The sequence below is a fragment of the Collimonas fungivorans genome, from assembly GCF_028292705.1.
In the GTDB taxonomy this organism is placed as follows: Bacteria; Pseudomonadota; Gammaproteobacteria; order Burkholderiales; family Burkholderiaceae_D; genus Collimonas; species Collimonas fungivorans_B.
In genome coordinates, this window is the sequence record NZ_JAQGLV010000046.1 from 1 (window position 1) to 22,420 (window position 22,420).

A 22,420-nucleotide genomic window follows, 5' to 3' on the forward strand; every position below is an offset into this window, starting at 1 on the left:
GCCTGGCGGCCGTGGCGTGCCTATGCGGCACAGCATCTTTGGTCGTCGCTTGTCTGAGTTTGCGTCGGCTTGGCGCGCTGCCATTCAAGTTCGTGAGGTATCCGCCATCACGGCTTGCTGGACGTACTGGCAGCGCCGAGTGCCTCCAAGGCAGCTTTTCTCGACGCTTGAATATCCTTGCTTTCAATAGTAGTTGCAGATGCCGAGGCCCCGGCTTCGGGCGTCACGACAACAGCTTTTGGCGTTTCTTCTTTTGAACACGCCAAAACAGTACAAAGAATTATCAATGCAACGATGGTTTTCATTTTTTTCCTCTTGAGTGAATACTGCAGCAAATCTTTGTGCGTATTCTACAATGTTGCCGAGGAACATCACGCTATCGCTAAATGAGGACGCAGTTGTTCCTGCACACAGGTGAATGATCTTTTTGATTCGGTGCGGGTACTTGTGCTCGCAACTTAAAACCGAGTAGACGAGACGGCAGGCGATTCTCACCGCCTTTGTTCCATCCGCCCCAATGAGCGTGCCAGCAAACGGTCCTTGGCGACATTCTGCGACCCGTGCAAAACCGCAAGATCGGTCGAGCGCGTCATGTCTGCGTGCGTTTAAATGGTGCCACCACGGAGGACAGAACGATGAAGGCGGCGCTTCAAAACTACCATGCCCGGATGCAGCTGGTGCTGGATTACATCGACCGGCATCTGGACGATGATCTGGACCTGGACGCGCTGAGTAGCGTCGCATGCTACTCGAAATATCATTTCCATCGGCAGTTCGCGGCAACCTTCGGGTTGTCCGTGCATCGCTATATCCAGCTCGCCCGCATGAAGCGCGCTTCATACTTGCTTGCCTACAGGGATGCCCAAAGCGTCACGGACATAGCGATGGAAGCCGGCTACGATGCACCGGACGCCTTCTCCCGCGCCTTTCGGCAACGGTTTGGGCAATCGCCTTCCTCGTTCCGGAAATCTCCCGACTGGGAGCCGTGGCTTGCGGCCATCCGGCCTCTCGACAACGCTAGGAGCAAGCTCATGCAAAAGACTTTTACCACTAATGACGTGACGATTCGCAATGTTTCCTCGACGCCGGTGGCGATCATGGAGCATCGGGGCGACCCGGTGACGCTCGGCGCCACCATCCAGCGGTTCATCGCGTGGCGCAAGGCCGCTGGCCTGCACCCCAAAACAAGTCCGACTTTCAACATCTGGCGTTCCGAACGGCGTCCTGCGTCGCCTGCCGATTATGGCGTGGACCTTTGTGTCGGGACCGAGCAACCGATCGAAGCGAACGGCGAGCAGATCAAAGCCGGCGAGATCCCTGGCGGACGCTGCGCGGTGTTGCGCGTGGTTGGCAACACCGACAATCTGGAGCCCGCCGCGCTCTACCTTTATCGCAACTGGCTTCCGGCCAGCGGAGAGGAGGCGCGCGACTTCCCGATCTATTGCCAGCGGTTGAGTTTCTTCCCGGAGGTCCCGGAGCATGAGACGGTCGCGGAACTGTACCTGCCGCTGAAATAGCGCCCGCTGACGGCGACCTGCTCGTTCCGATTGCAGGAATCGGACAGGCCGCCGCCCAATCAATCTCGGACTTTATGGGTTCCCGGCCTAGTGCTGTATTTCAAAAAATATACGGAGCGATATGTTGCATATCGCAGCACTGTAGTGCGGTAGAAGGATTTTTGATTCAAATATGCCACAAGGCCGTGGCACGATCTTGGCACATGAACTGTGCCAAAAAATGCAAAACATTGCTTATCATTGCTAAACATCGCAATACACAACATCTTGATTTAAAAAGAGAAAACTGGTGCGGCTGGCTGGAATCGAACCAGCGACCCTTGGCTTCGGAGGCCAATACTCTATCCACTGAGCTACAGCCGCATAAGAGGAACGGTGAAGAGGCCTGAAGGATACCGTTTTTCTGCGCGCGCGTCCATGCAAAGCAACGTTTCGCCGTTCCAAATAGTAATTATTGGGACTATAATCAAGGGTTTGGCGGGGGATCGTGCGCGGTTTGGGCGATTCGGACGGTTTTTTGGCGCCTATCCGGCTACGGCTTTGAAAATTGTACTGAGGGAATTCATGAGCGACGCACATAACGAAGAACATCAATCCGCGATCAGGACACCTAAGCAGCTGATCGTTGCCATTGCAGCGGGCTTTCTGGTCCCCATCATCTGCATCGTATTGCTGGTGCAATACGTCACCGCCGGCAAGAAGGTCGGCGCCGGTTCCGAGGGGCAGACCCCGGAAGCGATTGCTGCCCGCATCAGCCCTGTGGCCGATGCCGGTTTCACCTTCAAGGATGTCAACGCGCCTAAGCAATTGCTGTCGGGCGAAGAAGTCTTCAAGTCCACCTGCGCCGCATGCCATGCAGCCGGCGTTGCCGGTGCGCCTAAGGTCGGCGATGCCGGCGCCTGGGGTCCGCGCCTGGCCGAAGGCTACGACAAGGTAGTCGGCTATGCGTTGCACGGCTTGCGGGCGATGCCTGCCAAGGGCGGCAACGCTGACCTGGACGATATCGAAGTTGCGCGCGCGGTGGTCTACATGGCCAACCAGTCCGGCGGCAAGTTCAAGGAACCGGAAGTGCCGGCTCCTGCTGCGCCAGCCGCCGCTGCCGATGCTTCGGCAAGCGCCGCGGCTTCCGCTTCTGCCGCAGCCAGCGCTGCTTCGGAGCCGGCAGCAAAATAATTCAGCATAGCCGGTCGTAAAAAAAGCCAGTCAAAACATTGACTGGCTTTTTTTTACCCCAAGACTTGGGTTGGAGATCAATAGGCCCGTGCCTGTGGTTGGCCTTGTCCTGGATCTCGTTCGTACGTGTAGAGCTCAACCCGGCGATTGACCGCACGGTTGGCCGCCGTATCATTGGCGACTACAGGTTCCGTGGAGCCCAGGCCCTTAGTCAGGATACGGTTCGGCGCGACGCCGCGGCTGCCAAGGTAGCCGGCAACATTCTGCGCACGCTGGACCGACAGTGGGTTGTTGATCGCATCCGTACCCGTATTGTCGGTATGGCCGTAGACTTCCACCTGGGCGGCGGGATTCTGCACCAGCGTTGTCGCCAGCTGGTCCAGGATCGGGCGCAGGGCCGGATTGATGTCAGCGCGTCCGGTAGCAAAACCGGTATCGGCCGGAACATTGATCTTCAGGCGGTTGTCGGCAGTCTGGGTGACCTGGACGTTAGTGCCTGCAGTTGCCCGTTCCATCGCCAGCTTCTGGTCTTGCTGGCGTTTACCCCAGATATTGCCGCCAACCGCGCCGATCGCAGCGCCGATCGCGGCGCCGGCAGCTGTCCGTCCGGCGCCGCCGGGGCCGGCAATGCCGCCCACCAGGCCGCCCAGCACAGCGCCTGCGCCTGCGCCCATCGCAGTTCCTTTTTGGGTTTCCGACATATCGGCACAGCCCGCGGTTGCCATCGTAACTGCTAGAACCAGGGCACCCAACTTGAATTTATTCATGGTCTTTCCTTTCTAAGGTTGAGACAGCGCCAGCAAAAAAACCGCAGCCTCCGGCTGGAGGCTGCGGTTATTCATCATCTGTTGTTGTCTTGCTTTTCCTGCTGTTGACATAAGCGGCGCCGCCGATTGCAGCAAGCAGGGCAGCGCCGATAAGAAGGGGTTTTCGGGTACGGCGTTTGGATAGCCATGACGCACCGGTCAGCAGCAAAGGCAGCATGGCAGGCAGATTGCTGCTGGCCATGCTGCCGCGATTGCTGAACACCGATGAAGCGATGCCGGTTACCCGGCCCAGTAAAATGGTCGCCAGCGATTTGCTGTTCAGGTTGGTGCGCACGATATCGCGCGAGACAAGCATGTCGGCGCGGAAGGCGGCGCCTTCCTGCAGCAGCTTCTGCTTGCGCTCGGCGGTGGAAAGGTTGCTGTCCGGTCCTGAGTATCTGCCCATGTCGGGTTCCGTGTTCAAAGTAAGGCGTCGCGATCTTTGCGCAGTTCGGCCATGGTGACCGGCAGGCCGAGCCGGCCCTGGCGCAGCACGCTGCGCACATAAAAACCGGTGCCGATCGTCACGATGGTGAAGAAAGCCGCCAGGATCAGCAGTATCTTCCAGCCCAGGGCTTCCCATGCCAGCACCAGCAGCAGGCCGCTCCAGAAGGCCAGCGCAAACCACAAGGCGACGATGCCGAGCGCGCAGACCAGGAACAGCTTGAACAGGTGCGAGCCGATCTCCGAGAATTCCAGCGCCGCCAGCTCGATGCGGCTGATGACCAGCGCAAACATGTTCTTGGCGGTGCCGACCAGCCCGGACACCAGACCCGGACTGCTTTGCTTGGGTTGTTGTGGGTTCATGCGAGCCTGACAGTTATGCTGCGGTTATTTACGGGAAATGGCCAGGCCGACCAGCAAGCCGATGCCGGCCGAAATGGCGATTGCGCGCCATGGATTTTCCTGGACATAGTCGTCGGTGGTGGCGGCGATTTCCTTGCCCGCCTCGATTGCCGCTGCTTGCACATCTTGTGCTTTAGACACGGCCGTATCAAGTAGTTCCAAACCTTTGTCGCGCAGGTCTTCGGCTTTCTCGCCGGTGGTGGCGGCAGCTTCGCGAAACAGTTCTTGCGCGTCTTCGACCATGCTGCGGAAATCGCTGCGGGTTCTCAGAGTGGATCGGTGCATCGTGTGGCTCCTTCATTCATGATTTTCAAGTATAGCCAACCGCTTCTGCAAATGCTGCGGTCAGGCTAGCTTAGCGTTCGATGATACAGGCTACTGTGCTTATCTGCCAACAAAGTGTCTGTTTGACATTGAATGTGCACTTGATTGCCGCCCTGCGCTGCGGCAATCATGCCTTATTTCCTGTCGCGCAGTTCGGCGATCGTTTCGATGTTGCCGATCTGGATGACGATGGGGCGCAGGGTGATGGTCGCTTGCGCCGGCCGCCAGGCAAACAGCCATTCATGCTGGGCCGCGTCGCGCTTGCCTTTGCTGAAGGCGCTGCCGAGGGGGCTGGGCTGGCCGTAGCTGACGGCGGCGTCGATGCCGGCCCAGTTCGGCAGCAGCCGCTGTGCGGCGCGGTGGATCAGTTCGCCGAAATGCTCGGTGTCGTGGATTATCAGGCAGCAGTCCGACGGCGCGAACGCGCTGAACAGGCCGGCGTCGTCGCTGCTGCTCATGCTCAGGGTCAGCAGTTGCGGCGTGGCCCGTTTTGCCGCGCCGTGCGCGTGATGGAGATTGCTGATCTGCAGGCTTTCTGCGGGCGGACGCAAACGGAATTCTCCGAGCGTCAAGGAACGTTCCAGCCATTGCCGCTCCGAATAGCGGTAGAGCTTGGCGGGGCGTTGGTAATCTGCGCTTAACATGGTGACTGGTCTTTATTCTTTGTGTTACGGACGCGAAAAGCGCGCGCCCTGAAAATCTGCTGCTGCCGTGCCGGCGCTTAATAGTGGAAGTCGCCGTTGGCTTAAAGGTGGAATTCGCCGTTGGCTTCCGGCTGGTACGTCACGTCCAGTATACGCAACTGCAAGGGACGGCCGCCCGGGCCTTGCCAGGAAATCGACTGTCCCACCGACAGGCCGAGCAGGGCGCTGCCGACCGGCGCCAGGATCGATACCGCATCAGGCGCGTTGGACGGGCTTGGATAAGCCAGCGTCATGCCGTATTCGGTATTGCTGACCTCGTCGACGAAACGCACCGCCGAATTCATGGTGATCACGCCCGGCGGGATATCTTCGGGAGCGACCACGGTGGCGCGGCCCAGCTCGTTTTGCAGGGCGTCGACGCCAGGCAGGTTGCGGTAAGCGCTGGACGCCAGCAATTGTTCAATACGCTCCAGGTCGAAACTGGAGATGATGAGTGGCGGCTGAATATCCATGACTGTACTGTCTCGTAGAAAAGGGGGATAAGTGCGAACGCGGCGTGGTGGGATGTCTCACGGAGTCCTGCATTGCGTTCAGGCTGATGGCTCGATGGTAGGCGAGAAGCGCGCAGGAAGCAAGCCGGCCGCTACTCGTCCATCTGCTGTTCGGCCACCGAGCGCAGCTGGAAACGGCCATCGTCGTTGAACAGCCAGCTTTCCGCGAGCTCGACCTCGCCGCGCCGCAGGAAGCGGCTGTCTGGCTTGGGGAAGGGCGCGGCGCGGCGCAATGTCGCCAGCGCCGTGGCTTCGGCCTTGCGGTCGCGATTGGTGCGCAGGACGTCGGCGCGCAGCAGCTGGCCGTCGGCGTTGACGAAATATTTCAGCACGATCACCGCGCGCAGCAGCGCCTGCGGCCGCCCGACATACACCTGGGTCGAGTTGACCGCGACGATGCGCTGCGCCAGCGCGCGCTTGTAGTCATCCAGCGTGGCGGCGGTCGAGGTTGCGTTGGGGGTGGTGGCGGGCGGCGCCGGCGTTTCCGCCAGTTTGTTGGTGCAGGCCGCCAGCGTGATCACACTGACGCAGTACAGGCTGGCGCGGATCTTGGCATTCATCATGGTTCTTTTTATGGTTTAAGTTAATTAAATGCCAATAACTGCCGGCGTTGAGGCCGGCCAATAAGGTGATCTGTCACTGCCCATGATATAGCAGCAGTCCTGTTATGACAGCCGACCGATATCCGGTGTTCCATTTCGGCAAACCGATTCAAACAAAAAATAACAGTCGGTATTTCATAGCTGCGGTGATTGTGCCGAACCGCGTAAACAGGCGGCTGGCGGGCCGAAATGGCGTGTTGCAAAAAACTTTTCAGAACAAAATGCGACGAAGCGCTAGTAAATTTAAAAAAACCGTTGTACAATCTGCCCCCTTCAGGCGTAGTGACATACGCTAAGAAAGTTTGGCTGACTAAGTGTGCATTTTGGGTGCTTAGCTCAGTTGGTAGAGCGGCGCCCTTACAAGGCGTAGGTCGGGAGTTCGAGCCTCTCAGCACCCACCAAGTAGCCAGATGATCTTAATGAAGCAGCAGTTTAGGAGTGGTAGTTCAGTTGGTTAGAATACCGGCCTGTCACGCCGGGGGTCGCGGGTTCGAGTCCCGTCCACTCCGCCAAGAACATGAAAAAGACGACCGCGAGGTCGTCTTTTTTTTCGTCTGCATTTTTTAAGCGGCAGTCAAAAACGATCGCCAATGGTGCGGGTAATCGCGGTGCCCTCGGATTTTTGCAGCAGCAGCTTGCCGTTGCGGATCACCAGCGTTTCGCTGCTCTTGTCCCTGGTCTCGGCGATCCGGCCGATCGGCCCCAGCGCCATGCTGACGCTGGAGGAAACCTTCACCTCCGCGCTCTTGCGGTCCTTGCTGATCTCGATATGCTCGACGTTGACCTGGTAATTGGTCGAGACGCCGCCCTGCCGTCCGGCTTGCGCCAGCGCTTCGAACATCTTGTTGTACCTGTCGCAGGTTTCTTCCTTGTCGGCGTTTTCCTGGATCCGGCCCTGGCTGGTGGAATTGATGCCGGTGCGCGTGAAATCCTTGCTCAGCATTGAGCACAGTTCCTTGCCGCGGCCATTGAGGACATGTTCGGTGGCGGTGTCGTAAAAGCGGGTCACGCTCTCTTCATCGATGGAATTTTGACGATTCCAGTACCAAGTGCCTATCCCGACGGCAACTAATAGCAAAATAATGACTCTCATGCTGTCCTGATCCCCTTAAAACGCTAAAGACGCCCTAAAATTTGCTGCGCCGCTTTTGCCGCTTTGCACTTCGATCTTGTCAGTTATAGAAGATGCGGCTTAAATTCCCAGTAAGCTATAGAATATCTGTAGTGCAATAATTTTGATAGATAACTTAATCCCGCATCCGTGCGCTCGCCAGAACATGGCCTTAATGTTTCCCTTTAGTACCATGTCCTGCACCCATTTCCCTGAAAAAATGAATTGCGATCTGTCATGCGTGGCTGTTTGTTGCCAGGGGTAAAGAAAACAATGGCAACCAACGGAAACCGGCCGACATGAAACAGCAACGACGAAAAGAAATGAATGCGATGGCGTTAGGCATGCTCGGGCGGGTCGCCCTGAGCGGCCTGCTGGATGCCATGCTGCTGTGGGGTTTTGCCCGTGCCGGCGTGATCCGGCCGGAAATCGCGCTGCTGTACGCCATGGTCGTGGTGGTGGTCAACGGCGCCTACTACCTGCTGATCCGCAGCGGCGTAAACCGGCGCTACAAGGATCCTGGCCTGACTTTCGCCCAGGTAGTGACGGCCTTGCTGCTGCAGACCTGCTTCCTGATCCTGGCGCCGCAGGTCGGCTACCTGTTCCTGATCAATTTTTTTGTCATCTACGGCTTCGGCGTACTCGGCCTGAGCACCTTCTGGTACGTGGTCAGCTGGCTGATCGGTTCGCTGGCGCTGGTGCTGGCTTTCAGCGTGGCCGGCGCGCACCTGAGTTTTCCGGTGGCGAGCAATTTCAGCCAGCTGCTGGTGTGCCTGTCCTTCATCCTGACGCTGGGCCGCTGCATCTACCTGACCAACATGCTGAGCCGCATGCAGCGCAAGATCATGGAAAAGAACCAGCAGCTGGTGCTGGCCATGAAGCGGGTGCAGGAACTGGCCACCCGCGACGAGCTGACCAATATCGAAAACCGCCGTTCGCTGATGGAAATCCTGGCGGTCGAGCAGAAACGCTTCCAGCGCGGCGGCACGCCGTTCTGCATCGCGATCCTGGACCTGGACGGCTTCAAGTCGGTCAATGACAATTTCGGCCACGCCGCTGGCGACCTGGTGCTCAAGACCTTCGTCGAGATCGTGCGCAACGAAATGCGCCTGAGCGACCACTTCGCCCGCTATGGCGGCGACGAGTTCGTGCTGGTGCTGACCGGCACCACGGTGGAAGAAGGCGTGACGGCGCTGGACCGCATCTGCGCCGAGACCGAGATGTACGACTGGAGCAAGTTCGGCAAGGACATCACCCTTACGGCGTCGATCGGGATTACCGATTTCCGCCCCGGCGAAAGCATAGACGAAGCCTTCCAGCGCGCCGACATGGCGCTGTACGGCGCCAAGGCGGCCGGCCGCAACCGCGTCATGATCAGCCCCGACACCTTCGAATCGTCCGACGGCGGCACCACCATCAGGGCTTTCTGAGCGCCGTTGCCGGGCTTCAGACGGCCGGTTCGCCGCCCAGCGCGAACACCAGGTCGCCCAGCATCTTGCTGAGCTCGCCGGTCATCAGCATCATGTCGGAATCGAAACGTTCGTCGTCGTTCTTGCTGCTGGTGTCGTTGCCTTCCTTGAGCACGTCGAGCGGAGCGATGCGCTTGATCGCCAGCGATTCGGTCAGGACAAACGAAACATGGTCGGCCCAGGTCATCGCCAGCCGTGTGCACTGCTTGCCGGAGGCGATGTGGCGGCGGACATCGTCGGCCTCGATAGTGTGGCGCACGTAGCGCACGGTGGCCTTGCCTTCGCCGGCGGCGCGCAATTCCGTATCCTGGTCGACGGTAAAACCGTGCGGCGCTTCGTCGGAAGCCAGCCAGTTGGTCATCGAGGTCAGCGGCGAATGCGCCGTGCGCAGGCTGGAAATCTGCAATTTGTCGACCGAGGCCAGCAACAGCTTGAGGATTTCTTCAGCCTTGGTCGGGCTGGCCGCATCGATCACCAGCCAGCCGTTGACCGGATCGATCCAGACCCAGGTATTGCGTTGGATGCTGAACGCGCGCGGCAGCAGTTCATCGGTGACCTGTTCCTTGAGGTCCTTGAGCTGCTTGCGGCCGGGCGCATAACCCTGCTGCTCTTCGATTTCGGCGGCGCGCGCCTTGGTCACCTGGTTGACCACGGTAGCCGGCAGCAGTTTCTTTTCCGTGCCCAGCAAGATCATCATCTGGCGATTGACGCTATGCACCAGCATGCCGTTGTCGCGCGGCGACAGCCAGCCCTGGCTCTGCAGTTCCAGGCTGCTGCACTTGGCAAACGCCTGCGGCGCCAGGAAAGCTTCAAGTTGTTCGGCCGAGATGGCCCATGGTGCGGGAATACGGTAGATCTGAAGATTTTTAAACCACATGGCGTTCCAATAAAATAAAACAATTGCGTGGCATAGCTTCATGGCCACGTGCTGTGTGGCGATTTACGCTGTGTCCAAGCGGTTGAATGGGAAGTTTGAAGCAGTTGGTGCGGCAGCTGTTGCCGGCCGCAGGCAGCCGGCCGGCAAAGTCATGTTGGCCGGGTAATCAGATACCCATGTTGGTCAGCGTATCGGCGATTTCGCGCAACACCGGTTCCAGATGCGGGTGTTTCACCGCCAGCCGGGCAGAGATGCCCTGGGCCCGCTCCACCAGTTCGGAACGCAGGTCGCCGGCCGGTGCTGCGGCCGCTGCCGTATCGGGGGATTTCAGCAGTTGCTGGATATCGGTATCCAGGCTTTGCAGCAGGGTCTTCAGTTCGCTGTCGACCGTGCCGCTGCTTTCCAGATTGCTGCGGAGCTTATCCAGCGATGTCTTGATGTTGTCTATGCTCATGGTTTTACTCCTGAATTGGCTCTTACTCTAACATCTATCTTCTCACGCGGCGCGTGGCTTCTGCAACAAAGCCTTCAAACTGGCCAGGCGGTTTTGCGGGGTGATCTGTTCCGCCTCGGTCGGCATGGCGTCGCCTTCGTCCAGCTTCATTTCCTTGACGAAGCGCGATATTTCGCAAACTATCGATTCGCCGGCGCGCTTGCGCTTCTTGCACCAGCTGACATGCAGGCTGCGCTGGGCGCGCGTGATGCCTACATACATCAGGCGCCGTTCTTCCTCGATGCGGGCGGCGATGGTCTCGGCCGGGGCGTCGGGATCGCCCTTGTGCGGCAAGATGCCTTCCTCGACCCCGATCAGGAACACATGCGGATATTCCAGTCCCTTGGAGGCATGCAAGGTTGACATGCGCACGGCATCCGGTTCTTCGTCGCGCCCTTCCAGCATCGACATCAGCGCCACCATCTGCGTCAGCTCCAGCAGGTTGCGCTCGTCGCCGTCGCCTTCCTTGCCGCCGTTGCTTTTTTCTTTCAGCCAGTTGGTGAAATCCAGCACGTTCTGCCACTTGCCCTGCGCCGCGCGGTCGTCGAAACTGTCGTACAGGTAATGCTCGTAATTGATTTCCTTCATCATGTCGTCCAGCACCGCCGCCGCATTCTCGCCGCTGCCGGCCGGGCCGACGCGGCTGGCGCGCGCTTCCAGCTGGTTGATGAAATGGCAGAACTCGCGCAGCGGGTACAGCTGGCGGTCGGTCAGCTTGGCTTCGATGCCGCCCTTGAACACCGCTTCGAACAGCGAGCACTGCCACTGGCCGGCCACCGTGCCCAGCACTTCCAGCGTGGCTTGGCCGACGCCGCGCTTGGGCGTGGTGATGGCGCGGATGAAGGCCGGATCGTCGTCTTCATTGGCGATCAGGCGCAGGTAGCTGATGATGTCCTTGATTTCGGCGCGGTCGAAGAAACTCTGGCCGCCCGACATCGAATACGGGATGCGCTCGCGCCGCAGCGCCTTTTCGAAAATCCGCGCCTGGTGGTTGCCGCGGTACAGGATGGCGTAGTCGGAAAATTTGGCGCGCCGCTCGAAACGGTGGGCCGACAGCATGATCGCCACCTGCTCCGCTTCTTTCTCGTCGTCCTCCATGCCCATCACCTTGATCGGATCGCCCAGGCCGTGTTCCGACCACAATTTCTTGTCGAACAGCTTGGGGTTGTTGCCGATCACCGCATTGGCGGCTTGCAGGATGCGCGTGGAAGAGCGGTAATTCTGTTCCAGCTTGATCACTTTCAGGTCGGGGAAATCGACCTGCAGGGTTTTCAGGTTTTCGATGGTGGCGCCGCGCCAGGCGTAGATCGCCTGGTCGTCGTCGCCCACCGCGGTGAACATCGGTTTCTTGCCGAGCCCGGTCACCAGCAGCTTGACCAGTTCGTACTGGCAGGTATTGGTATCCTGGTATTCGTCGACCAGCAGGTAGCGCAGGCGGCGCTGCCATTTGTCGCGCACCGCCTCGTTGCTGCGGAACAGCTCCACCGGCAGCCGGATCAGGTCGTCGAAATCAACCGCCTGATAGGCCGCCAGCGTCGCCACGTAGCTGCGGTAGATGCGCGCGGCCTGTGCTTCGTCTTCGGTGACGGCTTCCTTGATGGCTTGCTCGGGATCGATCAGGCCGTTCTTCCATAGCGACATGGCAGTCTGGATGCGGCGCACCAGCTGTTTGTCGGTGGTGATCGCCAGGTCTTGCACGATCGAAAAGCAATCGTCGCTGTCCATGATGGAGAAGCGGTCCTTCAAGCCCAGCTCACGCGCTTCCTGGCGCAGGATCTTGACGCCCAGCGAGTGGAAGGTGCTGACGGTGATGTGCTTGGCCTGTTTCGGATCTTTCAAGAGCTTGGCGATGCGCTCCTGCATTTCGGTCGCGGCCTTGTTGGTAAAGGTCAGCGCCGCGATATGCCTGGCGTCGTAGCCGCAATCCTCGATCAGGTGCTGGATCTTCTGCGTGATCACACGTGTCTTGCCCGAGCCCGCGCCGGCCAGCACCAGACAGGGACCGTCCAGGTACTTGACGGCTTCCCGTTGGGGAGCATTGAGACCGAAATTGGGAGTAGACGACATCAGCGGCTGACAGGAAGGGCAAAGCGCTGTATTTTAACAGGCCCCGGCCCCAGCTCCGGCGTCGAATATGGGACAATTCGTCATTAACCATCTTGCTGGACATGCCATGAAATTCAGTCACCTGATCGAAATCAACGATCCCCTCAACCCGCTGATCGATACCTTGACGCGCGAGCAGCTATGGCGCGGGCTGGTGATGCGGGCGGAACAGCCGATGTTGTTCGTTGAACACCTGGACGACTGCCTGCTGGCGGATAAATCGGTGCAGTCGGTGACGCGTGAATTGCGTTACGGCAAAGTGATCGTCAAGGATGTGGTCAGCTACCTGCCGCTGCTGCAGGTGCGCTACCAGGTGCCGAAACAGCAAGATATCGGCGGTTCCAGCCTGATCATGACGATTGAAGAACCGGAACAGGAAATGCTGTTCGTCCGCTTCGAATATGAGGACGATGCGGTCGAGCGGCAGCCGGCGGCGCAGGCCGAGCAAGAGTTTTACGATGAATTCCGGCGCTCCGCCTATCAAGAAGCCGACATCGACACCATCCGCGTGATCCGCGAGCTGGCCGCGGAAGGCAAGCTGGGGTAACAATCGCCGGCGGCAACAGAACACAACAGCAGCTTCAGCGGAAGTTGTTTTCCACCGCAAACTTGATCAGTTCCGCCTGGCCCTCGATATCCAGCTTGCGCTTGATGTTCAGCCTATGGGTTTCCACCGTGCGCACGCTCAAATCCAGCTCACGGGCAATCTGCTTGTTCGATTCGCCGTTGGCGATGTGCTGCAGCACCTGGCGTTCGCGCGCCGTCAGCAGCTGCCCCGGCGTCATCGGCCGCGCCAGTTTCTGCGCCAGCGCCGCGCTGTAGTACATGCCGCCGGAAATCACCGTCTCTATCGCATGCACGATGTCCTTGCCGGGCGCGTCTTTCAACACATAACCGCGGGCGCCGGCCTGCACCGACTGCATCAGGTATTCAGTCTTGTCGTGCATGCTCAGGATCAGCACCGCGATTTCCGGGAAGCTGACATGGAACTGCGCGGTCAGGTCGATGCCGTTGCTGCTGCCGCGCAGGTTGATGTCCATCAGGACCAGGTCGATCGCCTGTTCGCCGGCCCGCTGCAAGGCTTCGTCGGCGCTGCCGGCTTCGGCCACGATGGCGAAACCCGGCACGGCTTCAAGCCGCGCGCGCAAGCCGTCGCGCACCAGCGGGTGGTCGTCGACCAGCATGATCTTGGTAATGGTTTCAGACATAGGAATAATGTGGGTGCGGTACGGTTGCCAGCACCGTGGTGCCGGCCGCCGACGAATTGATTTTAAGTTGGCCGCCGACTGCTTCCAGCCGCTCGACCATGTTGCGCAGGCCGATGCCATGTTTCGGGTTGCCATCGATCTGGTCGACATCGAAACCGACGCCGTTGTCGTGCACGGCCAGCGTAATCGCTTGCGCATCGCCTTGCAAGCGCACCTCGATCTGCGTCGCCTGCGAGTGGCGGGCGATATTGGTCAGGGCTTCCTGGGCGATGCGGAACAGCACCGTATTGGCAACCGCAGGCATGCCGTCGGTATTGCCGCTGTGCTGGAAATCGATGGGAATGCCGGCGTGCTCCAGCCATTCGTGGGCCAGGTGGCTGAGCGCCGCCGCCAGGCCCAGATCGTCCAGGATCGCCGGCCGCAGATCGTGCGAAATGCGGCGCACCTCGCCCAGCACGTCGTTGAGCTGGCCTGCGGTGCGCTCGAAAGTCGCGCGCGCGGCGGCGGTCTGCTGCGGGCCGTTGTCGAGCTTGGCGATGCCGGCTTCGATCTGCAGCTTGATCGACACCAGCCACTGGCTGATGCCGTCATGCAGGTCGCGCGACAGCCTGGCGCGTTCTTCTTCCTGCGAACGCACCACGCGTTGCGCCAGCACTTTCAGCTTGGCGTCGGCCACCCGGTGTTCGCTGATGTTCAGCACCAGCCCCGACGCTCCCACCACCAGCGCGCTCAGGATCGCAATGCCGGCAATCCACCACATGGTGTTGCGGATATTGCCGGAAACCTGGGTATCGATCTTGCTGAGAGCGGCGTCGACATCGTCCATATAGATGCCGGTGCCCAGCATCCAGCCCCAGTTCGGCAGCGCCACCACGTAGCCGAGCTTGCTGGCGACATGGTGGCTGGACGGCTTTTCCCACTGGTAACGCTCAAAGCCGCCGCCGCTGCGGGCGCGCTCTATCAGGTGCTGGATGGTGAGGTTGCCGTCGGCGTCTTTCATGTCCCACAGGTCGCGTCCGACCAGTTCCGGCTGGCGCGGATGCATCAGGCTCTTGCCCTGCATGTCGTAGATGAAGAAATAACCGTCGTCGCCGTAGGACAGCTTGGACAGGATGGCCATGGCCTCGTCCAGCGTGGCCTGGTCCTTGCGGCCGGAATCGTACAAATGGGCGATCGACCAGGTAGCCAGTTCCACGTAGTGCTTGAGCTCGGCTTCCTTGCTGGCCAGGTAGGCGGCCTGGATGGTGGCGCGCTGCTGCTGGCCGAGCGCGATCGCCTGGTGCCGCACCGCCAGGGCGATCGCGCACAGCGCCAGGATCAGCGGGACGATGGCCAGGAAGATGATTTTCTGCCGTAATTTCATGGCGCTACTTTACCCGGATTCGGCACCGATTCCATAAAAACGTCTGCTGCAAACGCGCTGTCTTCAATGCTGTCTACGTAGTAGTACGTAAATACATTGCGTAGTTCCTCGCTTGTACCGATCCCGCATATGCCAAATACTTTGGCCGCAGCCTGAACGCTGCGGCGGTGCGCCTTGCCGTTTAATAAAAACAATATTCCACAATATTCATTCCCGCCTGGGAGGAGAACAATGAATCGTCTATATTCAAAGATGGGCTGGCTTGCGCTGGCCCTGCTCGGTGCATTCGCGTTTGGCTACATCGGCCTGCAGCGCGGCGAGTCCATCAGCGCCATCTGGATCGTGATTGCCGCAGTCTGCGTCTACCTGATCGCCTACCGTTTCTACAGCCTCTACATTTCCGACAAGGTGCTGGGCCTGGACGCCACCCGCATGACGCCCGCCTACAAGTACAACGACGGGCTGGACTACGTGCCGACCAACAAGAATGTCCTGTTCGGCCACCACTTCGCCGCGATTGCCGGCGCCGGGCCGCTGGTGGGGCCGGTGCTGGCGGCGCAGATGGGTTATCTGCCGGGCATGCTGTGGATCCTGGCCGGCGTGGTGTTTGCCGGCGCGGTGCAGGATTTGATGGTGCTGTTCATTTCGACCCGGCGCGACGGCCGTTCGCTCGGTGACCTCATTAAATCCGAACTGGGCACGGTGCCTGGCGTGATCGCTCTGTTCGGCACTTTCATGATCATGGTCATCATCCTGGCGGTGCTGGCGCTGATCGTGGTCAAGGCGCTCGCTGAGTCACCTTGGGGCACCTTCACCGTCGCGGTGACGATTCCGATCGCGCTGTTCATGGGCGTCTATACCCGCTACCTGCGGCCGGGACGCATCGGCGAGATTTCGCTGATCGGGTTTATGCTGCTGATGCTGGCGATCGTCGGCGGCCAGTATGTGCAGGAACATCCGGTGCTGAGCGCCATGTTCACCTTCACCGGCAAGGAACTGACCTGGATGCTGATCGGCTACGGTTTCATCGCCTCGGTGCTGCCGGTCTGGCTGCTGCTGGCGCCGCGCGATTACCTCTCGACCTTCCTCAAGATCGGCACCATCGTTGGCCTGGCGCTGGGCATCGTGTTTGTCGCGCCGGAACTGAAAATGCCGGCGTTCACGCAGTTCATGGATGGTTCCGGCCCGGTCTGGTCGGGCAGTCTGTTCCCCTTCCTGTTCATCACCATCGCCTGCGGCGCGGTCTCCGGTTTCCACGCCCTGATCGCTTCCGGCACCACGCCGAAACTGCTGGAGAATGAACGCCATGCGCGTTTCATCGGCTACGGCGCGATGCTGATGGAATCGTTCGTCGCCATCATGGCGCTGATTGCGGCGTCCTGCATCGAACCGGGCGTGTACTTTGCGATGAACAGCCCGGCGGCGCTGATAGGCACCACTGTGGACAGCGCCGCGCAAGCGGTCTCGCAATGGGGCTTTTACGTGACGCCGGAAATGCTGGCGCAGGTAGCGAAAGACGTCGGCGAGCACAGCATCATCTCGCGCGCCGGCGGCGCACCGACGCTGGCGGTCGGCATGGCGCACATCTTGTCGAGCATAGGCGGCGGCAAAGTGATGATGGCGTTCTGGTATCACTTCGCGATCCTGTTCGAAGCGCTGTTCATCCTGACCGCGGTTGATGCCGGAACCCGCGCCGGCCGTTTCATGCTGCAGGATTTGCTCGGCACCTTCGTGCCGTCCATGCGCAAGATCGATTCGCTGCCGGCCAGCCTGATCGCGACTGCCCTGTGCGTCGCCGGCTGGGGTTATTTCCTGTACCAGGGCGTGGTCGATCCACTAGGCGGCATCAATACCTTGTGGCCCTTGTTCGGCATTTCCAACCAGATGCTGGCGGGCATCGCGTTGATCCTGGCGACCTGCGTGCTGTTCAAGATGAAGCGTGACCGTTTTGCCTGGGTCACCATCGTGCCTACCGTCTGGATCCTGATCTGCACGCTGACCGCCGGCTGGCAGAAAATATTCGACGCCAATCCGCGCGTCGGTTTCCTGACCCACGCCAGCAAGTACCAGGCCGCACTGGCGGAAGGAAAACTGCTGGCGCCGGCCAAGTCGGTCGCCCAGATGCAGCAGGTGATCTTCAACGATTACCTGGACGCCGGCCTGGCTGCGTTCTTTATTCTGGTGCTGGTCAGCATCCTCGGCTTCGGCATCAAGACCGTATTGGCGGCGCGCGCCGCCAACCGGCCCAGCGCCAAGGAAACCCCGTTCGAATCGCTGCCGGCAAGCGCTTTGCCGTCCGCCTGAAAGGTTGGCCATGCTGGAAGAACTGTCTAAAGCCGGGCGCTATCTCGGGCAAACCATGCGGCTGATGGTGGGCTTGCCTGAGTACGGCACTTACGTCACGCACATGGAAAACACTCATCCCGGCGAGCCGATGATGAGTTATGAAGAGTTTTTCAAGGAGCGGCAAGAAGCGCGTTACGGCGGCAACGGCCGCGTCGGGCGCTGCTGCTAGCTATGGCTTGATGGAATAAACGTCCTATGGGGATGTTTTTGCCGACCGGGCAGCCGGTCGGCTTTTTTTTGCCTGTCAGCCGTTCAACTGTCCGTGATATACATCGCCGGCAGGCTGCGCATTGCGGTACAAGGCGACGATGCGCAACAGGCGGCCGATGAACATGCCGTTGAAAACACCATAGAGGGCGCATACCGCTGCCGCAAACATGGCGCTGTGGGCCAGCGGCGGCTGTATCGCCAGCAATACGGCAACCGCATATTTGGTCACGAAAATCCCCATCATCAACGCCAGCGGCAGCCAGCTGCCGCGCTGGAACAGCACGCCGCGCTCGGGATAGGCCACGATCCGGTCCTTGCGGAACAGCTGCCAGTTGAGCGCCGCTGCAATACCCGCGGTCGCCAGCCAGCATCCGACGGTCAGCGGTGTCAGCCCGAAGGTGGCGGTAATTCCTTGCCAGGACAGCGCCAGCATCACCAGCGGGATGATGGAGATTTTTTTCAGCGTGACTTCGCGGTCAGCGCTGGCCAGGATGCCGCGATAAACCAGGAACGCCAGCAAGGCCCAGACCCAGATTGGCGTGTGTGAAATGATTTGTGCAAACATGTTGTGCTCCCGTTGATTGATCTGCGGCGATTATCTGGCCGCCGCAGGTGCGGGAGAAGCGGAATGCGACGAAACGCCGGAATACGGCGTGAATCGACAGCTGACGGGACTGTCAGCGTATTTCGGCGGAATACTGGAAGCGTTCCGCCGGCACAAACGAAGTGCGCCATTCGACCGGCTCGCCGGCGTGGTCCAGCATCAGCCGCTCGACACAGATAGCCACGGTCTTGGTTTTCAGCTTGAACACGGCGGCGTTGGCCCGGTTCAGCGGTTTCGCCGTCAGGTCATCGATGGCGCGTGAGACCAGTACATCGCATTCGGTCTCATAGATGGGGTACAAAAACGGCGGCGAATTGCTTTTAAGATATTTTTGCAGCTTCCGGAAGCGCGCCAGCGGCAGCCAGATATGTTCCGACAGCACGATTTCATCGTCGAAGGAACGGGTGCGGTGCAGGTAGAGCGCCTTGTCGCGCGGCTTGAGCTTGAGTTTGTCCGCCACGTCGATCGGAGGTATGGCGGTCGTCATCGAACGGATCTGGGCAGTCGGCAGCTGGTTTTTAGCCTTGGCGCGTGGCCGCACGAAACGCAGCATCGAGGAGCGTTCGGCAGCACGCGCGACAAATGTCCCGCGTCCGCGGACGCGATCGACCACACCGTCGGTGACCAGCGCGTCCAGCACCTTGCGCATGGTGCCGACTGCAATTTCATATTCAGCGGCCAGCTTGTCCTCGGACGGCAGCGCCTGATCGGCGGCCCAGCTACGCAAAGCGATCCTTTGCAGCAGATCGTCACGGACTTGCAGATAACGCGGCAAGCGCGGATCAGACGCATTTTCTGGCGGGAGAGGCGTATTTTTTTGCGGGAGAGGCGTGTTTTTTTTCAGGAGAGGCGCGTTTTTTTTGGAGAGAGACGCGTTTTTTGCACTTTTTTTGATCAGCATCAACAACATTTCAAACTTGGGAAGGGTCCGCAATTTACCAAGTTCCAGTTGTTTTTACAATACCTATGTGAATCTCTGGTTCTATACAGAACCAGAGATTCACATATCGATTCAGCTCTGGCTCAGCGCGACGCCTGCCGGGCGCGGTTTGCGTTCGGCCAGCCACAGCAGCAGGATCGCCACTGCCGAATAAATCCAGTAGTCGACCGGCACCGCGCCCAGCCAGTGTTTGTGCCATGGCACGTCGACCGGATTGAAGCGCGCCAGCCCGTAAGCCGGGTTGAGCACGAACCAGAGCCAGTCCTCGCTGATCCAGAACACCATGATGGAAGCCATGATGCGGCACTCGCCGCGCCAGTCCCAGCTGCCGTTGAACCAGATCGGGTAATGGAACATCAGCGCGATGAAGGGAAAAATCCAGGCGTGGTAGCCAGTCATGGCGCGGCCGCCCCAGAAGATGTCGAGCAGCCAGTGATGCTCGATGCGCCAGGTCGGCAGGTTGGCGGCCCAGCCGGCGGCACCTTCGATCTGGATTTCGACGTTGGCGAAAAAGAAGGCGGTCAGCACGGCCCAGAACAGCATGCCGAACAGGCGGCGCATGGGGGAAACTGCGGGTGTGGTTGCGGTCATGTGGTTGGCGAAAGAAATGGAGAATCGAGTTTGCTCAGCACCGTTTGCAGCACGGCGCGGCCTGCATGCGGGCGCCCCAGCACCAGGCTGCGTTGCCGCAGGCGCTGCAGCTGTTCCGGCTGCTGCAGCAGCTGCTGGACCCGGAACGCCAGCGCCGTCAGGTCGATCGCCTTGAGCGCAGCGCCCTGTTCCAGCAGGTAATCGGCGTTGCGTTCTTCCTGGCCCGGGATCGGCGAGTGGATGATCATCGGCACGCCCATCGCCAGGCATTCGGAAGTGGTCAGGCCGCCCGGTTTGGTGATCGCCAGGTCGGCGCAGGCCATCAGCTGTTCCACATGGCTGGTGAAGCCGAACGGAAACAGGCGGCCCGGATGCGCCGCGGCCAGCTGCTGCAGGTTGCCTAGCAGCGCCGCGTTCTTGCCGGCCAGCGCCACCAGCTGGAAATCGTCGGGCAGCGCCAGCAGCTTTTGCACAGTCTTGTCCAGTTCGCCGATGCCGGCGCCGCCGGACATCATCAGGATGATCTTGCGCCCGGGGTCGAGGCCGAATTGTTCTGCGCACGGGCGGCGTTCCAGGGTCTGGCCGAAACCCGGCATGATCGGGATCCCGGTCACGTGTACCGCATCGGCCGCCAGCCCGCGCGCCCGCATGCGGTAGGCGATTTCCTCGGTGGCGGCAAAATAGCCCTGCATCAGCGGCTGCAGCCACATGCTGTGCAGGTCGAAATCGGTGACCTGCACCCAGACCGGGCACACCACGCTCTGCTTGCCGATTTCCCGCGCCAGCAATTCGGCCGGCAGGAAATGGGTGCAGATGATGGCGTCCGGCGCCGCCGCGCGGATCGCGCTGCGCAAGGGGCGGGTGCTGATGCGCTCGATGGCGCGCCGCAGTTTCTGCGTCGGCGAATTGGTCAGCGCCTTGTCGCTCTTCTGGTAAACATAACCCCACAGCGCGGGATGGCGGTTCACCAGGTGCAGGTAAAAATCGGTATATACCGCACGGAATCCGGCCGGCACAAAATCCATCGCATCCAGGTGGATTGCTTCGGTGCCCGGGAATTCGGCGGCGGCATAGGCCTTGAGCGCTTCGGCGGCGCGCATGTGGCCGGCGCCGGCGGAGACGCTTAACAGCAATAGTTTGCGAGGGCGGGGCGCGCTCGGCGCGTGGACTGGCTTATGAATAATAGGCTCCGGCCAGGTTTGCCGCCGGTGATGCAAAAGTGACTACTTTCAAGCATACTCCTTGCAATCTGCGTTCGGATTTTTACTGCTTGGTTACCGCTTCATGACACCGATGATAGGGATAAATCGGTGCTGAGTAAAATGACATTTATGACAAATCATCCCTGCTTCTGAAAGACTGAAAAAAATGCCTACCACTCGCAAACCGCTAGACGGTTTGGCCATGAGCCTGATGCTGATTTTGTGCCTGTGCTGGGGGCTGCAGCAGGTTGCAATCAAGGTGGCGGCGCCGAACATCTCGCCGATCCTGCAAAACGGCTTGCGTTCGGCCGTGGCCGCAGTGCTGGTGAGCGGCCTGATGTGGTGGCGCGGCAGCAAATTCTCGCTGACCGACGGTAGCTTCTGGCCAGGCCTGGCGACCGGCCTGCTGTTTGCCGGCGAATTCCTGTGCGTCTCGATCGGCTTGAACTACACCACTGCTTCGCATATGTCGGTATTCGTTTATACCGCGCCGATTTTTACCGTGCTGGGTTTGCACTGGCTGGTGCCGGGGGAGCGCTTCGGCATGACCCAGTGGCTCGGCGTGATCGCCGCATTCGCCGGGATCACGGTGGCGTTCGCCGGCGGCTTTGAAGCCGGCGCCGGTTTCAGCCGCACCCTCATCGGCGATGCGCTGGGCGTGCTGGCCGCCGTGTTCTGGGCCGCCACTACCATCATGATCAAGCGCAGCGTCCTTACCAATACCGCTCCCAGCATGACCTTGTGGTACCAGCTGGCGGTGGCCGCGGTGACGCTGCCGCTGCTGGCCCTGGTTACCGGGCAGGCGGAAGTAGTCACGCCGTTGACCGGCATCATGTGGACCAGCTTGGTGTTCCAGTCGCTGATCGTGGCTTTCGGCAGTTTCCTGGCCTGGTTCTGGATGCTGCGTCGTTACCTGGCTTCGCGGCTGACGGTGTTTTCTTTCCTGACGCCGCTGTTCGGGGTCAGTTTTGGGGTCTTGCTGCTGGATGATCCGATCGGCTTGCCGTTTGTGTTTGGCGCCATGCTGGTCTTGAGCGGGATTGTGCTGGTGAATTGGCAGCGCGGCTGATTCATAGGTAAATCCATAGGCAAATGTCTGGTTTTTGCAACCAGGCGGCGGATCTGGCCGATTGTTACTTATATATTTGGTATTATCTAGATCTCAATTTATTCCCGTAAGACAATATTCCGGGTAACCACAGGGACACGGCATGAGCAACGTACTCCAGAGCCTGCAAAGCCTGATTGGCGGGCGCCAGACCAACCGGATCCTGCGCCTTTCCTTTCCGCACGATGATGGTCCGCAAGCGCAGCTGCTGGTCAACAAGCTCGATGCCGCCGAAAGCCTGTCGCGTGATTTTGCCTTCACCGTAGAGCTGCTGTCGGACGCCGCCAGCCTGGCGCTCAAGGATTTGCAAGGCAAGCTGTTTAACGTAG

General features: G+C 59.9%; 26 protein-coding genes and 3 tRNA genes. 10 read left to right on the forward strand and 19 right to left on the reverse strand.

Annotation, left to right across the window (positions count from 1 at the left end; all coding sequences use genetic code 11):
* Positions 1-107: 107 nt before the first annotated feature.
* Positions 108-305, reverse strand: a complete 198-nt coding sequence (locus tag JWQ61_RS02240) for a hypothetical protein (RefSeq protein ID WP_304359079.1) — start codon at positions 303-305, stop codon at positions 108-110.
* A gap of 330 nt (positions 306-635) precedes the next feature.
* Here JWQ61_RS02240 and JWQ61_RS02245 point away from each other — a divergent pair, with 330 nt between their 5' ends.
* Positions 636-1,517 carry a GyrI-like domain-containing protein gene (locus JWQ61_RS02245; RefSeq protein WP_304359080.1) on the forward strand — a complete coding sequence of 294 codons (882 nt, stop codon included), beginning with the start codon at positions 636-638 and terminating at the stop codon, positions 1,515-1,517.
* A 287-nt stretch (positions 1,518-1,804) separates the two neighbouring features.
* Here JWQ61_RS02245 and JWQ61_RS02250 read toward each other — a convergent pair.
* Positions 1,805-1,880: transfer RNA gene (locus tag JWQ61_RS02250), tRNA-Arg, on the reverse strand.
* Positions 1,881-2,081: 201 nt separating this feature from the next.
* Here JWQ61_RS02250 and JWQ61_RS02255 point away from each other — a divergent pair.
* Positions 2,082-2,690 (forward strand): cytochrome c5 family protein, encoded by a 609-nt coding sequence (locus tag JWQ61_RS02255; protein ID WP_304359081.1) that lies wholly within the window; start codon positions 2,082-2,084, stop codon positions 2,688-2,690.
* A 77-nt stretch (positions 2,691-2,767) separates the two neighbouring features.
* Here JWQ61_RS02255 and JWQ61_RS02260 read toward each other — a convergent pair whose 3' ends face one another.
* The 7 genes from JWQ61_RS02260 to JWQ61_RS02290 form a co-directional block, all read right to left on the reverse strand.
* The gene (locus JWQ61_RS02260) at positions 2,768-3,457 is read right to left on the reverse strand and encodes an OmpA family protein (protein WP_304359082.1); all 690 of its coding nucleotides are present in this window, start codon (positions 3,455-3,457) and stop codon (positions 2,768-2,770) included.
* A gap of 67 nt (positions 3,458-3,524) precedes the next feature.
* Entirely contained in the window at positions 3,525-3,902 is a 378-nt protein-coding gene (locus JWQ61_RS02265; RefSeq protein ID WP_304359083.1) for a hypothetical protein, read from the reverse strand.
* Positions 3,903-3,916: 14 nt separating this feature from the next.
* Positions 3,917-4,303 carry a phage holin family protein gene (locus tag JWQ61_RS02270; RefSeq protein ID WP_304359084.1) on the reverse strand — a complete coding sequence of 129 codons (387 nt, stop codon included), beginning with the start codon at positions 4,301-4,303 and terminating at the stop codon, positions 3,917-3,919.
* A 24-nt stretch (positions 4,304-4,327) separates the two neighbouring features.
* Positions 4,328-4,627, reverse strand: coding sequence for a YqjD family protein (locus JWQ61_RS02275; RefSeq protein WP_014008271.1), 300 nt, complete (start codon positions 4,625-4,627; stop codon positions 4,328-4,330).
* A gap of 173 nt (positions 4,628-4,800) precedes the next feature.
* Positions 4,801-5,310 (reverse strand): hypothetical protein, encoded by a 510-nt coding sequence (locus tag JWQ61_RS02280; RefSeq protein ID WP_304359085.1) that lies wholly within the window; start codon positions 5,308-5,310, stop codon positions 4,801-4,803.
* A gap of 101 nt (positions 5,311-5,411) precedes the next feature.
* The gene (gene rnk / locus JWQ61_RS02285) at positions 5,412-5,822 is read right to left on the reverse strand and encodes a nucleoside diphosphate kinase regulator (RefSeq protein WP_205631420.1); all 411 of its coding nucleotides are present in this window, start codon (positions 5,820-5,822) and stop codon (positions 5,412-5,414) included.
* Between the two features lie 131 nt (positions 5,823-5,953).
* A complete protein-coding gene (locus JWQ61_RS02290) occupies positions 5,954-6,424 on the reverse strand; it encodes a hypothetical protein (RefSeq protein ID WP_304359086.1) in 471 nt (156 codons plus the stop codon).
* 364 nt (positions 6,425-6,788) lie between these two features.
* Between JWQ61_RS02290 and JWQ61_RS02295 the strand changes: the two genes are divergently transcribed.
* Both JWQ61_RS02295 and JWQ61_RS02300 read left to right on the forward strand, forming a co-directional pair.
* A tRNA-Val gene (locus JWQ61_RS02295) sits at positions 6,789-6,864 on the forward strand.
* A 34-nt stretch (positions 6,865-6,898) separates the two neighbouring features.
* A tRNA-Asp gene (locus JWQ61_RS02300) sits at positions 6,899-6,975 on the forward strand.
* 62 nt (positions 6,976-7,037) lie between these two features.
* Here JWQ61_RS02300 and JWQ61_RS02305 read toward each other — a convergent pair.
* Positions 7,038-7,556, reverse strand: coding sequence for a hypothetical protein (locus JWQ61_RS02305; RefSeq protein ID WP_304359087.1), 519 nt, complete (start codon positions 7,554-7,556; stop codon positions 7,038-7,040).
* A gap of 317 nt (positions 7,557-7,873) precedes the next feature.
* Between JWQ61_RS02305 and JWQ61_RS02310 the strand changes: the two genes are divergently transcribed.
* Positions 7,874-9,004 (forward strand): GGDEF domain-containing protein, encoded by a 1,131-nt coding sequence (locus JWQ61_RS02310; protein WP_304359088.1) that lies wholly within the window; start codon positions 7,874-7,876, stop codon positions 9,002-9,004.
* 16 nt (positions 9,005-9,020) lie between these two features.
* Here the strand turns inward: JWQ61_RS02310 and JWQ61_RS02315 are convergent, their stop codons facing one another.
* The 3 genes from JWQ61_RS02315 to JWQ61_RS02325 all read right to left on the reverse strand — a co-directional run bounded on the left by JWQ61_RS02315 (position 9,021) and on the right by JWQ61_RS02325 (position 12,480).
* Entirely contained in the window at positions 9,021-9,920 is a 900-nt protein-coding gene (locus JWQ61_RS02315) for a recombination-associated protein RdgC (RefSeq protein WP_120234000.1), read from the reverse strand.
* A gap of 166 nt (positions 9,921-10,086) precedes the next feature.
* Positions 10,087-10,374, reverse strand: a complete 288-nt coding sequence (locus JWQ61_RS02320; protein ID WP_304359089.1) for a DUF4404 family protein — start codon at positions 10,372-10,374, stop codon at positions 10,087-10,089.
* 42 nt (positions 10,375-10,416) lie between these two features.
* Complete coding sequence (locus JWQ61_RS02325; RefSeq protein WP_304359090.1) at positions 10,417-12,480, reverse strand: UvrD-helicase domain-containing protein; 2,064 nt, start codon at positions 12,478-12,480, stop codon at positions 10,417-10,419.
* 106 nt (positions 12,481-12,586) lie between these two features.
* Between JWQ61_RS02325 and JWQ61_RS02330 the strand changes: the two genes are divergently transcribed.
* On the forward strand, positions 12,587-13,066 hold the full coding sequence (locus JWQ61_RS02330) for an SRPBCC family protein (RefSeq protein ID WP_041742734.1): 480 nt from the start codon (positions 12,587-12,589) through the stop codon (positions 13,064-13,066).
* Positions 13,067-13,100: 34 nt separating this feature from the next.
* Here JWQ61_RS02330 and JWQ61_RS02335 read toward each other — a convergent pair whose 3' ends face one another.
* A complete protein-coding gene (locus JWQ61_RS02335) occupies positions 13,101-13,727 on the reverse strand; it encodes a response regulator transcription factor (protein ID WP_304359091.1) in 627 nt (208 codons plus the stop codon).
* Positions 13,720-15,090: a cache domain-containing protein gene (locus JWQ61_RS02340; RefSeq protein ID WP_304359092.1), complete on the reverse strand. Its 1,371-nt coding sequence runs from the start codon at positions 15,088-15,090 to the stop codon at positions 13,720-13,722. The genes JWQ61_RS02335 and JWQ61_RS02340 overlap by 8 nt, the downstream gene beginning before the upstream one ends.
* A gap of 231 nt (positions 15,091-15,321) precedes the next feature.
* Here JWQ61_RS02340 and JWQ61_RS02345 point away from each other — a divergent pair, with 231 nt between their 5' ends.
* Together JWQ61_RS02345 and JWQ61_RS02350 are read left to right on the forward strand one after the other, a co-directional pair.
* Entirely contained in the window at positions 15,322-17,394 is a 2,073-nt protein-coding gene (locus JWQ61_RS02345; protein ID WP_304359093.1) for a carbon starvation CstA family protein, read from the forward strand.
* Between the two features lie 10 nt (positions 17,395-17,404).
* Positions 17,405-17,605 (forward strand): YbdD/YjiX family protein, encoded by a 201-nt coding sequence (locus tag JWQ61_RS02350; protein ID WP_041742732.1) that lies wholly within the window; start codon positions 17,405-17,407, stop codon positions 17,603-17,605.
* A 75-nt stretch (positions 17,606-17,680) separates the two neighbouring features.
* Here the strand turns inward: JWQ61_RS02350 and JWQ61_RS02355 are convergent, their stop codons facing one another.
* From JWQ61_RS02355 to JWQ61_RS02370, 4 genes are all read right to left on the reverse strand, one after another.
* Positions 17,681-18,211, reverse strand: a complete 531-nt coding sequence (locus JWQ61_RS02355) for a DUF6622 family protein (RefSeq protein WP_304359094.1) — start codon at positions 18,209-18,211, stop codon at positions 17,681-17,683.
* A 112-nt stretch (positions 18,212-18,323) separates the two neighbouring features.
* Positions 18,324-19,025, reverse strand: coding sequence for a GntR family transcriptional regulator (locus JWQ61_RS02360; RefSeq protein WP_304359095.1), 702 nt, complete (start codon positions 19,023-19,025; stop codon positions 18,324-18,326).
* 237 nt (positions 19,026-19,262) lie between these two features.
* A complete protein-coding gene (locus JWQ61_RS02365) occupies positions 19,263-19,781 on the reverse strand; it encodes a hypothetical protein (RefSeq protein ID WP_304359096.1) in 519 nt (172 codons plus the stop codon).
* Positions 19,778-20,881: a glycosyltransferase gene (locus JWQ61_RS02370; protein ID WP_304359099.1), complete on the reverse strand. Its 1,104-nt coding sequence runs from the start codon at positions 20,879-20,881 to the stop codon at positions 19,778-19,780. The genes JWQ61_RS02365 and JWQ61_RS02370 overlap by 4 nt, the downstream gene beginning before the upstream one ends.
* Before the next feature lie 268 nt (positions 20,882-21,149).
* On the opposite strand from JWQ61_RS02370, the gene JWQ61_RS02375 reads away from it, so the two are divergent.
* Both JWQ61_RS02375 and JWQ61_RS02380 read left to right on the forward strand, forming a co-directional pair.
* On the forward strand, positions 21,150-22,052 hold the full coding sequence (locus JWQ61_RS02375) for a DMT family transporter (RefSeq protein ID WP_304359097.1): 903 nt from the start codon (positions 21,150-21,152) through the stop codon (positions 22,050-22,052).
* A gap of 142 nt (positions 22,053-22,194) precedes the next feature.
* Positions 22,195-22,420: hypothetical protein (locus JWQ61_RS02380; protein ID WP_304359098.1), on the forward strand; the 226-nt coding region annotated here is incomplete at its 3' end.

Excerpts from the sequence above, each read along its gene's own strand:
- JWQ61_RS02255 (WP_304359081.1), top strand. The coding sequence starts at position 2,082 with ATGAGCGACGCACATAACGAAGAACATCAATCCGCGATCAGGACACCT.
- rnk (WP_205631420.1), bottom strand. The coding sequence starts at position 5,822 with ATGGATATTCAGCCGCCACTCATCATCTCCAGTTTCGACCTGGAGCGT.
- JWQ61_RS02365 (WP_304359096.1), bottom strand. The coding sequence starts at position 19,781 with ATGACCGCAACCACACCCGCAGTTTCCCCCATGCGCCGCCTGTTCGGC.
- JWQ61_RS02375 (WP_304359097.1), top strand. The coding sequence starts at position 21,150 with ATGCCTACCACTCGCAAACCGCTAGACGGTTTGGCCATGAGCCTGATG.
- JWQ61_RS02355 (WP_304359094.1), bottom strand. The coding sequence starts at position 18,211 with ATGTTTGCACAAATCATTTCACACACGCCAATCTGGGTCTGGGCCTTG.
- JWQ61_RS02325 (WP_304359090.1), bottom strand. The coding sequence starts at position 12,480 with ATGTCGTCTACTCCCAATTTCGGTCTCAATGCTCCCCAACGGGAAGCC.
- JWQ61_RS02280 (WP_304359085.1), bottom strand. The coding sequence starts at position 5,310 with ATGTTAAGCGCAGATTACCAACGCCCCGCCAAGCTCTACCGCTATTCG.
- JWQ61_RS02290 (WP_304359086.1), bottom strand. The coding sequence starts at position 6,424 with ATGATGAATGCCAAGATCCGCGCCAGCCTGTACTGCGTCAGTGTGATC.
- JWQ61_RS02335 (WP_304359091.1), bottom strand. The coding sequence starts at position 13,727 with ATGTCTGAAACCATTACCAAGATCATGCTGGTCGACGACCACCCGCTG.
- JWQ61_RS02310 (WP_304359088.1), top strand. The coding sequence starts at position 7,874 with ATGAAACAGCAACGACGAAAAGAAATGAATGCGATGGCGTTAGGCATG.
- JWQ61_RS02245 (WP_304359080.1), top strand. The coding sequence starts at position 636 with ATGAAGGCGGCGCTTCAAAACTACCATGCCCGGATGCAGCTGGTGCTG.
- JWQ61_RS02370 (WP_304359099.1), bottom strand. The coding sequence starts at position 20,881 with ATGCGCGCCGCCGAAGCGCTCAAGGCCTATGCCGCCGCCGAATTCCCG.
- JWQ61_RS02265 (WP_304359083.1), bottom strand. The coding sequence starts at position 3,902 with ATGGGCAGATACTCAGGACCGGACAGCAACCTTTCCACCGCCGAGCGC.
- JWQ61_RS02315 (WP_120234000.1), bottom strand. The coding sequence starts at position 9,920 with ATGTGGTTTAAAAATCTTCAGATCTACCGTATTCCCGCACCATGGGCC.
- JWQ61_RS02260 (WP_304359082.1), bottom strand. The coding sequence starts at position 3,457 with ATGAATAAATTCAAGTTGGGTGCCCTGGTTCTAGCAGTTACGATGGCA.
- JWQ61_RS02240 (WP_304359079.1), bottom strand. The coding sequence starts at position 305 with ATGAAAACCATCGTTGCATTGATAATTCTTTGTACTGTTTTGGCGTGT.
- JWQ61_RS02350 (WP_041742732.1), top strand. The coding sequence starts at position 17,405 with ATGCTGGAAGAACTGTCTAAAGCCGGGCGCTATCTCGGGCAAACCATG.
- JWQ61_RS02340 (WP_304359092.1), bottom strand. The coding sequence starts at position 15,090 with ATGAAATTACGGCAGAAAATCATCTTCCTGGCCATCGTCCCGCTGATC.
- JWQ61_RS02270 (WP_304359084.1), bottom strand. The coding sequence starts at position 4,303 with ATGAACCCACAACAACCCAAGCAAAGCAGTCCGGGTCTGGTGTCCGGG.
- JWQ61_RS02305 (WP_304359087.1), bottom strand. The coding sequence starts at position 7,556 with ATGAGAGTCATTATTTTGCTATTAGTTGCCGTCGGGATAGGCACTTGG.
- JWQ61_RS02330 (WP_041742734.1), top strand. The coding sequence starts at position 12,587 with ATGAAATTCAGTCACCTGATCGAAATCAACGATCCCCTCAACCCGCTG.
- JWQ61_RS02345 (WP_304359093.1), top strand. The coding sequence starts at position 15,322 with ATGAATCGTCTATATTCAAAGATGGGCTGGCTTGCGCTGGCCCTGCTC.
- JWQ61_RS02320 (WP_304359089.1), bottom strand. The coding sequence starts at position 10,374 with ATGAGCATAGACAACATCAAGACATCGCTGGATAAGCTCCGCAGCAAT.
- JWQ61_RS02275 (WP_014008271.1), bottom strand. The coding sequence starts at position 4,627 with ATGCACCGATCCACTCTGAGAACCCGCAGCGATTTCCGCAGCATGGTC.